At 66.2% G+C, this 13,962-nt stretch carries 10 protein-coding genes; 5 read left to right on the top strand and 5 right to left on the bottom strand.

Features of this window, described 5'->3' with window-relative positions; all coding sequences use genetic code 11:
* Window positions 1-4: 4 nt before the first annotated feature.
* The 5 genes from accB to DK847_RS13460 form a co-directional block, all read right to left on the bottom strand.
* Window positions 5-499 carry an acetyl-CoA carboxylase biotin carboxyl carrier protein gene (accB, locus tag DK847_RS13480; protein WP_111199048.1) on the bottom strand — a complete coding sequence of 165 codons (495 nt, stop codon included), beginning with the start codon at window positions 497-499 and terminating at the stop codon, window positions 5-7.
* 3 nt (window positions 500-502) lie between these two features.
* Window positions 503-952, bottom strand: coding sequence for a type II 3-dehydroquinate dehydratase (gene aroQ, locus DK847_RS13475; protein ID WP_111199047.1), 450 nt, complete (start codon window positions 950-952; stop codon window positions 503-505).
* A 79-nt stretch (window positions 953-1,031) separates the two neighbouring features.
* Window positions 1,032-1,790 carry a DsbA family protein gene (locus DK847_RS13470; RefSeq protein WP_111199046.1) on the bottom strand — a complete coding sequence of 253 codons (759 nt, stop codon included), beginning with the start codon at window positions 1,788-1,790 and terminating at the stop codon, window positions 1,032-1,034.
* Between the two features lie 62 nt (window positions 1,791-1,852).
* On the bottom strand, window positions 1,853-3,241 hold the full coding sequence (locus DK847_RS13465; protein ID WP_161957273.1) for a M48 family metalloprotease: 1,389 nt from the start codon (window positions 3,239-3,241) through the stop codon (window positions 1,853-1,855).
* 104 nt (window positions 3,242-3,345) lie between these two features.
* Window positions 3,346-6,234, bottom strand: a complete 2,889-nt coding sequence (locus DK847_RS13460) for an Rne/Rng family ribonuclease (RefSeq protein ID WP_111199044.1) — start codon at window positions 6,232-6,234, stop codon at window positions 3,346-3,348.
* A 505-nt stretch (window positions 6,235-6,739) separates the two neighbouring features.
* Here DK847_RS13460 and DK847_RS13455 point away from each other — a divergent pair.
* The 5 genes from DK847_RS13455 (at window position 6,740) to DK847_RS13435 (ending at window position 13,895) form a co-directional block, all read left to right on the top strand.
* Window positions 6,740-7,996, top strand: coding sequence for an N-acetylmuramoyl-L-alanine amidase (locus DK847_RS13455; RefSeq protein WP_245414608.1), 1,257 nt, complete (start codon window positions 6,740-6,742; stop codon window positions 7,994-7,996).
* 206 nt (window positions 7,997-8,202) lie between these two features.
* Complete coding sequence (locus DK847_RS13450; RefSeq protein WP_161957272.1) at window positions 8,203-8,967, top strand: DUF1194 domain-containing protein; 765 nt, start codon at window positions 8,203-8,205, stop codon at window positions 8,965-8,967.
* A gap of 151 nt (window positions 8,968-9,118) precedes the next feature.
* Window positions 9,119-11,611 (top strand): penicillin-binding protein 1A, encoded by a 2,493-nt coding sequence (locus DK847_RS13445; RefSeq protein ID WP_245414607.1) that lies wholly within the window; start codon window positions 9,119-9,121, stop codon window positions 11,609-11,611.
* A 35-nt stretch (window positions 11,612-11,646) separates the two neighbouring features.
* Window positions 11,647-12,778, top strand: a protein-coding gene (gene prfB, locus DK847_RS13440; protein WP_111199041.1) for a peptide chain release factor 2 whose coding sequence is annotated in 2 segments (ribosomal slippage) — window positions 11,647-11,715 and window positions 11,717-12,778 — 1,131 coding nt in all. Because the reading frame shifts where the segments join, the coding sequence is not laid out codon by codon here.
* 112 nt (window positions 12,779-12,890) lie between these two features.
* Window positions 12,891-13,895 (top strand): aromatic ring-hydroxylating oxygenase subunit alpha, encoded by a 1,005-nt coding sequence (locus tag DK847_RS13435; RefSeq protein WP_111199040.1) that lies wholly within the window; start codon window positions 12,891-12,893, stop codon window positions 13,893-13,895.
* Window positions 13,896-13,962: the final 67 nt, after the last annotated feature.

Below are 13,962 nucleotides of genomic sequence, written 5' to 3'. Positions count from 1 at the left end.
GGTCCTACTCGATCGCCACGAGGGGTTCGCCGTATTCGACCGGATGGCCGTTCTCGACATAGATCGCGGTGACCTTGCCGGAGCGCGGCGCATGGATCTGGTTCATCGTCTTCATCGCCTCGATGATGAGGAGGGTCTGGCCTTCCTTCACCGTCGAACCGATCTCGATGAAGTTGGCGGCACCGGGCGAGGGCGCCATGTAGACGGTGCCCACCATGGGCGACTTCACCGTGCCCGGGTGGTCGCCGCTGGCCTTGGCGGGGGCAGCGGGCGCCTCATGCACCGGCGCGGCATGGGCATGGACCACCGGGGCGGGTGGTGCCGAAGCTATGCTGGCAACCGCCGTCACCTGCTTGGCCACGCGGAACTTGGTTCCCTTGCGGTCGAGCTCGATCTCGCTCAGGCCGGTGTCGTTCAGGATCTCGGCAAGGCTGGCGATCAGCTCGAGATCGGGATCGGTGAGAGTGGATTTGGCAGATGCCTTCTTCGACGGGGGCATTGGTCAACCCTTCTTGTTGGCTGAAACGAGTGAATGGAGCGCGCTCAGCGCGAGCACGTAGCTCTCGACGCCGAAGCCGCAGATGACGCCGGTGACGGCGGGGGCGAGGAAGCTGTGGTGGCGGAACGCCTCACGCTTGTGCACGTTGGAGAGATGCAGTTCGACCGATGGCAGGTCGGCTGCCTTCAGCGCGTCGTGCAGCGCCACGGAGGTGTGGGTATAGGCCCCGGCATTGATGGCAATGCCGCAGGCCCCGTCCCGTGCCTCGTGAACCCAGGACACGAGTTCGCCTTCGTGGTTGCTCTGGCGGAAGTCGACCGCGAGGCCGAGCGTTGCCGCATGGGCATGGCAGCGTGCCGCCACGTCCTTCAGCGTCGCCGTGCCGTAGATGGCCGGTTCCCGGAGGCCCAGCAGGTTCAGGTTCGGGCCATTCAGCACAAAGACAGGTTTCATCGTCCCCCACGATTCCCCAGGGCATCCGGCCGGTTATAGGCCTTCGCCGCGGCGGTTGGAAGCAGCCTCGCCCGCTGCCTCAGCAGAGCGTGCAGCCGCCCTTCTTGCGCACCTCGTCGATGATCTGGGCCAGGCTGTCGGCCGGCAGGTAGCCGGGCGAGACCTTGTCGTCGATGATGAAGCCGGGCGTGCCGTTGATCGCCAGCGACTGGGCGAGCTGGTGGTTGTCTGCCAGTTCCTGGGCGACGGAGGGGTCCTTCATGTCTGCCTTGAGCTTGGCCAGGTCGATCCCGTGCTTGGTGGCAAGCTCGTCCACCGCCTCCTTGGTGATCTTGCCCTCGTGCTGGAACATCGCCTGGTGCAGCTCCCAGTACTTGTTCTGCTTCTTGGCGGCGATGGCGGCCATGGCGGCATAGTCGGAGTCGCCGCCGAAAATCGGGAATTCCTTCAGCACGAAGCGCAGGTTCTTGTCCTGCTCGATGAGGCTCATCACCTCGGGGAAGCCCTTCTTGCACCAGCCGCAGTTGTAGTCGAAGAACTCGACGATGGTGACGTCGCCCTTGGGGTTGCCCGCCACATAGTCGTTGGGCGAGTGGAAGATCTCCTTGGCGCTGGATTTCAGCACGGCGGTGCGCTGTTCCTCTTCCTGCTGCTGCTGCCTGGCCTCGAGCGCCTTAGAGACGTCGAGCAGCACCTCCGGGTTTTCCAGCAGGTACTGGCGGACGATCTCGCCGATCTCCTTCTTCTGGGCATCGTTGAAGCTCGCGTCGGCGAAGGCCATGGGCGTCAGCGCCAGCAGGGCAGCCGCGGCGGCGGCGAGGCGGAGGCGGAAGGTCATCGGGTATCGTCCTCTTTGTTCGGGTCACTCTTTGCCGCAACGCGGCGATTCAGTCCATCGCGTCAGCGGCTGGCGAAGCTGATCACGTCGCTGGCCCGGATCCATTCCGGTGTTCCGGTCTTGAAGGCGGCCTGGGCGGCGCGGGCCTTTTCCAGGGCCAGCTTCCGGTCGCCCATCAGCAGGGCGGCCTCGGCGGTGGCCAGTTCGGCGCGCGGCACGTCGCCGGTCTGGGCATAGGCCCTGGCCAGCAGGCGGTAGGTTTCGGGGGTCTGGCCCTCGGTGCGCTGTGCCTGGCGCAGCAGCTTGATCGCCTCCTTGGCGTTGGCGGGCTTTTCGGTGTCGATATAGGCCTGGGCCGCGAGGATCTGGATCAGCCCGTTGCTGGGCAGCAGTTCCAGCGCCTTCTTCACCGGCACGGCGGCTTCGGCGGCGCGGCCGTTCTCCAGCAGCGCCTGGGCCTTCAGCTCCCAGAAATAGGGGTTCTCCGGCAGCTCCTTGATCAGCCCGTCGATGATCGGAAGGGCGTTCTGGATGTCGCCGCGGCGGAACATGGCGATGGCCCGGGCATAGCGTGCCGGCATCGACTGGTCGGAGGAGGGATATTTCTGCATCACCGCCTGCGGGCCGCCGATGAAACCCGTCAGCTTGGCCTGCACCAGCTGGTGGCGCAGGATCAGTGCCGGCGGGTCCTTGGCGTCCCAGTAGGGCGACTTCTTGGCCTCTTCCTCGAGGAAGCGGATGCGGTCCATCGGCATGGGATGCGACATGACATAGGGGTCGACGTCGGCCAGGATCGCGATGTTCTCGCTCGCCAGCTTCTCGAACAGGTGGATCATGCCGCGCGCCGACTGGTGCGTGGCATTGAGGAACTTCAGCGCCGCCTGGTCGGCCGAGGCCTCCATGCCGCGGGCATAGGTGAGGAAGTTGCGCTGGGCGAGGCTGTTGGAGCCCATCATCACGCCCTGTCCGGCCTGCGCCACCTCGGCGTTGCCCGCGGCCACGCCGCCGGCGATGGTGGCAAGCCCCAGCAGCATGCCGATGATCTTGGTGTAGTTGGCGGAGTCGATCTCGACGCCCATGCGCGCCAGGTGGCCGCCGGCGATGTGGCCGGTCTCGTGGGCCAGCACGCCGATCACGTCATTGGGCGTGTCGGACTGCAGGATCAGGCCGGTATTGATGAAGATGCGCTGGCCACCTGCCACGAAGGCATTGATGCGGTGGTCGTTCAGCACATAGACGGTCACCGCCTTGGGATTGATGCCGGCGGCCTTGAAGATCGGCCGCGTATAGAGCCGCAGCAGCCCCTCGATCTCGGCATCGCGGATCATCGGCGGCCCCTTGGCGGCCCGCTTCGTCTGCGCCATGGCACCGTCGAAGCCAATGCCCAGCACGGCGATGAGCAGTGCCATCAGCCAGGCTGTCGCGCGGTGAAGGAAACCGGTCTTGTGCATGGATCGTCCGCCTCTCTGCCCGTCCATCGGGCGAGAATGAGGCGAGTTTGAGGCTCGCGGCAGGAAGGTCAGCCGGCTTCGCACCGGCTGACCAATTTGTAACCTCAGCGCTTGCTCCACCAGCCGGACTTGCGCTCCACGGCGGCGGGAGTCACGGTCGGGGCAGGGGGCTGCCAGCGCCGCACCGGCTCGGCAGGGGCCTCTGCCACGGGCTGCGCTGCAGCCACGGGCTCGGACGCCGGGGCGCGGGTTTCGACCGCGGCCGGGGCCGGTTCGGAAGCGGGTGCATCGTCTGCCTCCGCCGCCGCATCTGCAGCGATCTCCGAGGGCGCCTCGCGCGGAGGCCGGTCATCGCCGCGCGGCCGGTCGCCGCGGTCGCGGTCGCGGTTGCGGCCCCAGCGGTCGCGGCGGCCGCGGCCACGGCGCGGACGCTCGCCGTCTTCCGACGGCTCCTCGCCGCCCACACGGGCCACGGCACTCTCGTCGCCTGCCTCGCTCAGGCTTTCGTCGGCCTCACCTTCTTCATCGGAGTCGAAATCAGGCTGCTCGCCAAGCCCGGGCACGTCCCCGCCCTGCGCGTTCTGCGAGGGCTGCTCGTCACGGCCACGTCCGCCGCGGCGGCCACGACGGCGGCGGCGGCGGCGCCCGCCCTCGCGGTCACCCCCCTCGCGCTCGCCATTGCCGTTCTGGCGTTCCTCGCCCGAGGCCTCGTTCGACTCGTCCGCGCCGTTCTCGTCCTCGGCCTCGCCCTCGGTCTCCTCGGCCTCGACCTCCTCGTCCTCCTCCTCGAAGGCGGAGTCGATGCGGACCGGGGCCGCCATCACCTTGCGCGGCGGGATGTTGCGCTCGGGCGCGCGCTCGATCAGCGCCTGCGAGCCCTTGAGGTCATCGCTCGGCGTCACGAACACCGAGATGCCGTAGGTGGTCTCGATGGTCAGCAGGTTGTCGCGCTTCTCGTTCAGGATGTAGAAGGCGATCTCGCGGGTGCAGCGCACCGTGAGATTTTCTGGCTTCCTGGCGATGAGATGCTCCTCGATCGCGCGGAGCACCGAGAGGCCGCAGGACGAGATCGAGCGCACCACACCACGGCCCTCGCAGTGCGGGCAGGTGCGCGAGGACCCCTCGAGCAGGCCGGGACGCAGCCGCTGGCGCGACATTTCGAGCAGGCCGAAATGGCTGATATGGCCAACCTGGATGCGCGCGCGGTCGTTCTTCAGCGCATCCTTCAGGCGGCGCTCGACGTTGCGGTTGTTGCGCTTCTCCTCCATGTCGATGAAGTCGATGACAACAAGGCCCGCGAGGTCGCGCAGGCGCAGCTGGCGGGCGATTTCGTCGGCCGCCTCGAGGTTGGTCTTGTAGGCCGTGTCCTCGATGTTGTGCTCGCGCGTCGCCTTGCCGGAGTTGATGTCGACCGACACCAGCGCTTCCGTCTGGTTGATCACCATGTAGCCGCCCGACGGCAGCGTGACGGTGGGCGAATAGAGTGCGTCGAGCTGGCTCTCCGCCTGGTAGCGCGAGAACAGGGGCCGCGAGTCCTTGTAGGGCTTCACGTTCTTGGCGTGGCTGGGCATCAGCATCTTCATGAAGTCCTTCACTTCACGGTATGCCTCGTCGCCCTCGACGATCACCTCGTCGACGTCCTTGGTGTAAAGGTCGCGGATCGCCCGCTTCACCAGGCTGCCTTCCTCGTAGACCAGCGCCGGCGCCTGGCTCTTCAGCGTCAGGTCGCGGACACTCTCCCACAGGCGGAGCAGGTAGTCGTAGTCGCGCTTGATCTCGGTCTTGGTGCGCTGGGCGCCCGCGGTGCGGACGATGAGGCCCATGCCCTGCGGCACCTCGATCTCCTTCACCATCTCCTTCAGGCGGCGGCGGTCGCCTGAGTCGGTGATCTTGCGGGAGATGCCGCCACCCCTCGCGGTGTTTGGCATCAGCACGCAATAGCGGCCGGCGAGCGAGAGATAGGTGGTGAGGGCAGCACCCTTGTTGCCGCGCTCTTCCTTCACGACCTGCACCAGGATCACCTGGCGGCGCTTGATCACTTCCTGGATCTTGTACTGCTTGCGCTGCACCTTGCGGCGGCGCTGCGGCACTTCCTCGAGCGCGTCCTCGGCACCGATCTCCTCGACGCGGACCGCCTCCGGGTCCTCGCCCACTTCCTCGATGCCGTTGCCCAGTTCGCCCGGCATGCCGTGCTGGATCGACGGGGCAGGGGCCGCGGCCTCGATCTCGGCCTCGCTCGGCGCATCGGCCATGGGTTCGGCAAGGCGGGCCTCGATCTGGGCCTCGGCCTCGGCGGACTCGGCGCCGGCCTCGACCGGCTCCGACACCGAGGGGTCCTCATGGTTCGTCGACATCGGCTCGGCGCGCGGCGGCGTGTCGTCGCCGTCATCGTCGGACTCGTCGTGGTATTCGACGGCTTCGCCCTCGATCACCTCGGACTCGCTCATGTCGAGGACATGCGACTCCGGGCTCTCCTCTTCATTGGTCTCGGGGGCGTGATCCTCGGCGAAGGAGTCGTCTCCGGCCGCCTCGGCATCCTCGGCATATTCGGGCTCGGAGATTTCCTCGACACCGCCTTCGGTGTTCTCCTCGCCGCGGCGTCCGCCGCGTCCGCGTTCGCGGCCCCGGTCACGGTCGCGGCCACGGCCACGGCGGCGGCCATTGCCCTCGCCCTCGTCGTCCTCGTCCTCGGCCTCGCGGGCGTGCTCCTCTTCCTCGGCGGCGAGGAGCGCCAGCCGGTCGGCAAGCGGGATCTGGTAATAGTCGGGGTGGATTTCCGAGAAGGCGAGGAAGCCATGGCGGTTGCCGCCATACTCGATGAAGGCCGCCTGCAGCGACGGCTCAACGCGCGTCACCTTGGCGAGGTAGATATTGCCCTTCAGCTGCTTGCGTGCAGCGCTTTCGAAATCGAATTCCTCGATGCGGTTGCCCTTGAGGACCACGACGCGGGTCTCTTCGGGGTGGCTGGCATCGATGAGCATCTTGCTGCCCATGAGTCACGTCCTCTGCGCCAGCCCGGCAAATGTGCCGATAGGTTCTCCGCTCCGGTGAGGAGACGCCTGTTGGAGATGCGGGTGCTGCAGCGCGAATGGGGCATGCCGGTCCAGCCAGCGGACAGGCGCAAACAGGCGACGGGAGCCGGATTTGACCGGTCCTCGTTCAGCGCGCGCGTCGTGGCGTGGGACATGCCCAGGATTTCCTTATGTTCCGGTTCACGGAACGGTTCTAAATGGCGGATCCGACACAGGATCTCGCTCTTTGGCCGCGTCGAGCGGGGGTGGCAGGAACTGCCTCCGGACCTCCGCTTGCCGCGAAATTCTCCACCCGTGGTCGATTCTGCCGCGGATTCGCGGCCCTGACCACAGGAGACCCAGACTTCTTATGTGTCAGGGTGTCAAAATGCAAGCATTCCTCTGAGGGGCGCACGGCAACCAATGATTAACCCTGGGGCCCTAGCTTCGGAGGTCCCAGTCCCCAACCCGCAGTGCCGCCGACCCCATGATGCTCGCAACAGCCAATCCCTGCCGCTGGGCCGCAGCCCGCTTGCTGCCGGGGCTGATTCTGGCTGGGCTGTTCCTGCTGGCGGGCTTCCGCCTGCCCGTGGCGGATGCGGCAGACCTGCCCGTGGCGACCGCCGCCCGCGTGGCGGGCGACGAGGATCGCACCCGCTTCATCGCCGATCTCACCGTGCCCGTGGGCTACACGGTCTATGTCATGGCCAATCCCTATCGGGTGATGATCGACCTGCCGCAGGTGGCTTTCTCGCTGCCGGACGGGGCGGGGAGCAAGGCGCGTGGCCTGGTCAGCCAGTATCGCTATGGACCGGTGGACGATGCCCACTCCCGCATCGTGCTCGAAACCGATGGCCCGGTCCTCATCGACAAGGCCTTCCTGCTGAAGCCGAAGGACGGCCAGCCGGCCCGGATCGTCGTCGACATGGTCAAGACCACGAAGCAGGCCTTTGACGCCGCCATCGCCGCTGAGAACGATACCGACACGGCCGAGGCCGCAGCGGAGGAAGCGCCTCCGGCGAGCGGCGCGGTGGCGGAACCCGAGCGCCAGCGCAAGCTGGTGGTCATCGATCCCGGTCACGGCGGCATCGACCCCGGCGCCATCGGCGTGAAGAAGACCAGGGAAAAGGACGTGGTCCTGGCCTTCGGCCTCAAGCTCAAGAAGGAACTGGAGAAAACCGGCACGATCGACGTGGTGATGACGCGCTCCGACGACACCTTCCTCACCCTGCGCGAGCGGGTGAAGGTGGCGCGCGAGAACGAGGCGGACCTGTTCATCGCCATTCATGCCGACACGGTGCGCGGCGGGGATGCCCGCGGGGCCACCATCTACACCCTCTCGGAAAAGGCCTCCGATGCCGAGGCCGAGGCGCTCGCCCACAAGGAGAATCGCGCCGACATCATCGCCGGCGTCGATCTCGAGGCCGAGAACCAGGAAGTGACCGACATACTGATCGATCTCGCCCAGCGCGAATCGAAGACCCATTCGCTCGTCTTCGCCAAGAAGGCGGTGGCGGAAATGGCGCCGGTCACAGCCTTCACCGGCAAGCCCATGCGCTCGGCCGGCTTCATGGTGCTGAAGGCCGCCGACGTGCCCTCGGTGCTCATCGAGCTGGGCTTCCTGTCGAGCAAGCAGGACGAGAGCCAGCTCACCTCGCCCGTCTGGCAGCAGAAGGTCGCCGCCGCCATGGGCCGCGCCGTCGAGAAGTATTTCGCCACCCAGCTGGCTGCCACGTCGCCCTGATCCTCTACCATAGGATGCACAGCCCGACGTTGCAGCAGGGAGCGGCCACAATCTCGCGCCATTGTTGCAAACAATTTCACACACTGTGATATTTATCACGGCGAAGCGGCCGGATCGCTTCCTAGTCTCCCTCCTGAAGGTTGCAATTCCGCACGGCGCCCATGCCGCTGCAACCGGAACGCGGCACTGGAAGGGGAGGAAAGACGATGCGTCCTGCCATTGCGAAGTCCCTGATGCTGGCCTCCGCCCTGATGGCCTGCCTCGCGGTTCCCCAGGGTCACGCCACGCCCGCACCTGCACCTGCGTCGGGCTGCGTCGATGTTGCGCTGGTGCTGGCGGTGGATGCTTCTGCCAGCGTGTCGGCGGGCGAATTCCTGCTCCAGAAGCGCGGCATTGCCGCCGCCTTCCGCGATCCCGGCGTGCAGCGCGCCATCGGCCAGGCGGGCAACGTCATGGTCTCGGCCGTGTTCTGGGGGTCGGAAAGCCAGCCGAAGGCCCAAACCGGCTGGGTGCTGGCGGATGGCAGCAGCGGCGCCGAGGCGGTGGCGCGCACCATCGAGGCCATGCCACGCCAGATTTCGGGCGACACCGGCCTGGGCGCCGCGCTCGTCACGGCGCTGGTGCGGCTCACGGCGCCCGAACTCTGCGCCGCGCGCAAGATCATCAACCTGTCCGGCGACGGCGAGGAGACCCGCCAGGTGCGCGGCAAGCGCCGCTCGGCCACCGCCCCCCAGGCGCGCGACATGGCAGAGGCCCACGGGGTCGAGATCAATGCGCTGGCCATCTCCAACGAGCAGCCGGACCTCGACCGGTATTTTTCCCGCAACGTCATCACCGGTCCGGACGCCTTCGTCATGCGGGTCTCGGACTATGCGGGCTTCTCCGAGGCGATCAAGCGCAAGCTGATCCGCGAGATCAGCCCGCGCGTCGTGTCCGGGCTTTCCGTCACGTCCTCCGCCCTCGCGCCCTGACGCGCTGGCCTGCCACCCAAGGGCCACAATCGGCCCCTAGCGAATTAACTGTAAATGGTCCTGCCGGCTGTGTTATCGGGCGGGTCACAACAGGTGGGTGTCGTTTCTCGGAATGCTGCGTTTTCTCGGGTGGTTGTTCGCGGTCGGGTTCATGCTGTTCGTCGCGGCTGCGGCGGGCGTCGGCTATGTGCTCTGGACCGCCTCGAAGGACCTGCCGGACTATACCCAGCTGGCCAACTACGCCCCGCCCGTGATGACCCGCATCTATGCCGCCGACGGCTCCATGCTCGCCGAATATGCCGAGGAGCGGCGCCTCTTCGTGCCGGTCAGCCAGATGCCGAAGCTGCTGATCGAGGCCTTCACCTCGGCCGAGGACAAGACCTTCTTCACCCATGGCGGCCTCGACTGGCAGGGCATCGCCGCCGCCGCCTACCGCTATGCGCAGGTCAAGATGACCGGCAAGGGCCAGATCGTCGGCGCGTCCACCATCACCCAGCAGGTGGCCAAGAACTTCCTCCTCACCAACGAGCGCTCGATCGACCGCAAGCTGAAGGAGGCGATCCTCGTCCGCCGCATCGAGCAGACCTTCACCAAGGACCAGATCCTCGAACTCTACCTGAACGAGATCTTCCTCGGCATGAACTCCTATGGCGTCGCCGCCGCTTCGCTCAACTATTTCGGCAAGTCGCTGGACCAGCTGTCGCTGGAGCAGATGGCCTATCTCGCGGCGCTCCCCAAGGGCCCCAACAACTACCATCCGTTCCGCCAGAAGGAGCGCGCCATCGAGCGCCGCAACTGGGTGCTCACCCAGATGTTCGAGAACGGCTACATCACCGAAGAGCAGATGAAGGAAGCGCAGGCCAAGCCGCTCGAGGTCACCCCGCGTCCCTTCGGCGCGCAGCTCTTCGCGGCCGAAAGCTTCGCCGAGGAAGTCCGCCGTGAGCTGATCGAGCTCTACGGCAAGGACAAGATGGAGAAGGGCGGCCTGTCGGTCCGCACCACGCTGGACCCCAAGCTGCAGCTCTATGCGCGCCAGGCGCTGGCCCGCGGCCTCATTGCCTTCGACCGGAAACGCGGCTTCCGCGGCCCCATTGCGGTGGGCGAGCTCGGCGCGGTGCCGGACTGGGCCCTGCTGATGAAGGGCAAGAAGGTGCCTGACGACATGGCCCCCTGGCGCATCGCCGTGGTGCTCGACGTCAATGACGCGGAAGCCACCATCGGCCTCCAGCCCCGGACCCAGCCCGACGGTTCGCTTGCGCCCGAGCGCGAGACGGGCACGATCCCGCTCGATCTGTTGAGCTGGGCGCGCGCCTATGTCGACGGCACGGCGCTCGGCCCCCAGGTCAAGAAGGCCTCCGACGTGCTGAAGCCCGGTGACATGGTCTATGTCGCCCCCAACAAGGACAGCGGCCAGTATCACCTGATGCAGGTGCCCGAGGTCGATGGCGCCATGGTCGCCATGGACCCGCATACCGGCCGCGTGCTCGCCCTCGTCGGCGGCTTCTCCTATGGCCGCAGCCAGTTCAACCGCGCCGTCCAGGCGCTGCGCCAGCCGGGCTCCTCCTTCAAGCCCATCGTCTATGCCGCGGCCCTCGATAACGGCTATTCGCCCGCGTCCGTGATCATGGACGCACCCGTCGAGTTCAAGATGCCCGACGGCTCGATGTGGAAGCCCAAGAACTACCAGAACAAGTTCTTCGGCCCCTCGACGCTGCGCCGCGGCATCGAGCAGTCGAGGAACGTGATGACGGTGCGCCTCGCCAACGAGCTGGGCATGGCCAAGGTCATCGATCTCGCCACCCGCCTCGGCATCTACGACAAGCTGCCCTCGCAGCTCGCCATGGCGCTGGGGGCAGGTGAAACCACGCTGCTCAAGATGGTCACCGCCTATGCCATGATCGACAACAGCGGCAAGCGCGTCGAGCCCACGCTCATCGACCGCATCCAGGACCGCTACGGCAAGACCATCTACAAGCACGACAAGCGCGACTGCTCGAGCTGCATGGCGCCTGACTGGACGCCCGACATGGCAGAGCCGGAGCTGCTCGACGTCAGCGACCAGGTGATGAACCCCTACACCGCCTACCAGATCACCTCCATGATGGAGGGCGTCGTCGAGCGCGGCACCGGCAAGAAGGTGCTGGCGGTGGGCAAGCCGGTGGCCGGCAAGACCGGCACTTCCAACGAGGAGCGTGACGCCTGGTTCATCGGCTTCACCCCGGACCTCGTGGTCGGCGCCTATATCGGCTTCGACAACCCGAAGCCGATGGGCAAGGGGCGCACCGGCGGCGAGCTGGCGGCCCCCATCGTCGCCGACTTCATGAAGCTCGCCCTCAAGGACAAGCCGGCAACGCCCTTCCGCGTGCCGCGCGCCATCGAGCTCATTCCCATCGATGCCAAGAGCGGCAAGCGCGGCATCTTCGGGCGCGACGGCGTCATCCTCGAAGCCTTCAAGCCGGGTGACGAGCCGCCGGATTCGACCAAGATCATCGGCGACGGACCCTCGGTTGCCGCGGCCGGCTCCGGCAGCGGCGGTGGCGTCATGCTGGTGCCGCCGTCCCAGGGTGCGGCCCCCGCCGAGCAGGCGCCGGCCCAGCCTTCCGCCAGTGGCGGGTTGACGGGGCAGGGCGGCGGCCTCTATTGAGCCACTCAACGTCATTTTCAATTTGAGCAGAAATCATGCGCGCTGAAATCTCGTCGCTGGTCGACGACATGAAGCAGTCGATCGGACTGCTGAGGAGGCATCTTTGACTGGGACAATGCCCTCCGCCGCCTCGCCGAACTGAACGCCAAGTCCGAAGACCCGTCGATCTGGAACGATCCGCAGAAGGCCCAGAAGCTCATGCGCGAGCGTCAGGACCTCGACAAGCGCATCGGCATGATCCGCGATCTCGAACAATCGATCGCCGACAACACCGAGCTGATCGAGCTCGGCGACATGGAGGGCGACCAGTCGATCGTCACCGAGGCCGAGAAGGCGCTGCAGGCGCTGAAGCCCAAGGTGGCCGAGACCGAGATCGAGACGCTGCTCTCGGGCGAGGCCGACGCCAATGACGCCTTCCTCCAGATCAATGCCGGTGCCGGCGGCACCGAAAGCCAGGACTGGGCCTCGATGCTGATGCGCATGTACCTGCGCTACGCCAACAAGTACGGCTTCAAGGCCGAGGTGCTGGACGAGCATGCGGGCGAAGAGGCGGGCATCAAGTCCTGCACCATCCAGATCAAGGGCCACAACGCCTACGGCAAGCTCAAGACCGAATCGGGCGTGCATCGCCTCGTGCGCATCTCGCCCTATGACTCGAATGCGCGGCGCCACACCTCCTTCTCCTCCGTCTGGGTCTATCCGGTCGTCGACGACAACATCGACATCGTGGTGGTGGAGTCGGACCTCAAGGTCGACACCTACCGCGCGTCGGGAGCCGGCGGCCAGCACGTCAACACCACCGACTCGGCCGTGCGCATCACCCATGTGCCCACCGGCATCATCGTCGCCTGCCAGGCCGAGCGCTCGCAGCACAAGAACCGCGCCACAGCGCTCAAGATGCTGAAGGCCCGCCTCTACGAGATGGAACTGCAGAAGCAGCAGGAAAAGATCGACGCGGCCAATGCCAAGAAGACCGACATCGGCTGGGGTCACCAGATCCGCTCCTACGTGCTGCAGCCCTACCAGCTGGTGAAGGACCTGCGCACCGGCCACACCTCAACCTCGCCGGGCGACGTGCTCGACGGCGAAGTGGAGGACTTCATCCAGGCCTCGCTCGCCCACAAGGTCAAGGGCGGCGGCGACCAGGTGATCGAGGACATCGAGTAGGGCTGTACTTGACCCTTCAAGTCCTCTCCCGCTGAAGTGGCGGGAGAGGACGATCATCTTGCCCACTCCTCCAATTCCATGCACTCTTTCCCCATCCGAAGGAGTGCCGTCTATGCTCAACCTCGACCCGCGTCTCTACGTCGATCCCGCCGTTCTCCCGCGCGAGCGCAACGAGATCTTCGCCAAGACCTGGCAGATGCTGGGCCCCGTCTCGCAGGTGGCCGAGCGGGGGCAATATGTCGCCGCCGACATTGCCGGCATCAAGGTCTTCGCCATCCGCGGGCGTGATGGCGAGCTGCGCGCCTTCCGCAATGTCTGCCGCCATCGCGGCGCGCAATTGCTGGAGGAGGGCACGGGCCGTTGCGCCACCATCCGCTGCCCCTATCACCAGTGGGTCTTCGCCGATGATGGCCATCTCATCAACGCGCCGTGGTTCGGCGAGGAACCGGGCTTCAACCCCGCCGACTGGCCGCTCGAACCCATCCACGTCGCCACCTGGCGCGGGTTGCTCTTCGTCGCCATCGATCCGCAGGAGGGGCTTGTCGCGCAACTGGGCGACCTCGTTGCCGAACTGGCCGATGAACCCATCGAAACCTACCAGCCGGTGCGCAGCGAAACGGTGAACTTCGACGCCAACTGGAAGATCTACACCGACAATTTCGTCGAGGGCTACCACATCCCCGGCATCCACCCGAAGTTCTTCGCGGCCATCGACTTCGAGCAGTTCAAGACCACCGCCCACAAGGGCTTCATCCGCATGACGGCACCCCCGCGCGAGGGCCTCTTCTATCGCGGCAAGTGGCTGTGGATGTGGCCCAACTGGACGCTCTCGCTGTTCGAGGGCGGAATGAACACATCCCGCATCAACCCGATCGGCACGAAGCGCACCGAGCAGCTCTACCACTTCTACTTCGCCGACCTCGATCCCGCACTGGACGAAAAGCGCTCGGACACCATTGCAAGGAACCTCGCCGTGGTGCGCGAGGATTACGAGATCTGCGTGAGAACGCACCACAATTACGAGGCCGGGAATTATTCAGCAGGCCCGCTGTCACCGCGCCATGAGCAGGGCGTTCACTACTTCCAGGAGCGTGTGAAGGAGAGCCTGGGGGCCTAGCGGGCATTTTGTCTGCTCTATTGGCTCATCATGGCCGGGCTCGACCCGACCATCCTTTTCGCGCCCA

It is taken from the genome of Aestuariivirga litoralis (assembly GCF_003234965.1).
GTDB lineage: Bacteria > Pseudomonadota > Alphaproteobacteria > Rhizobiales > Aestuariivirgaceae > Aestuariivirga > Aestuariivirga litoralis.
This window is presented reverse-complemented; position numbering and strand designations above follow the sequence as displayed.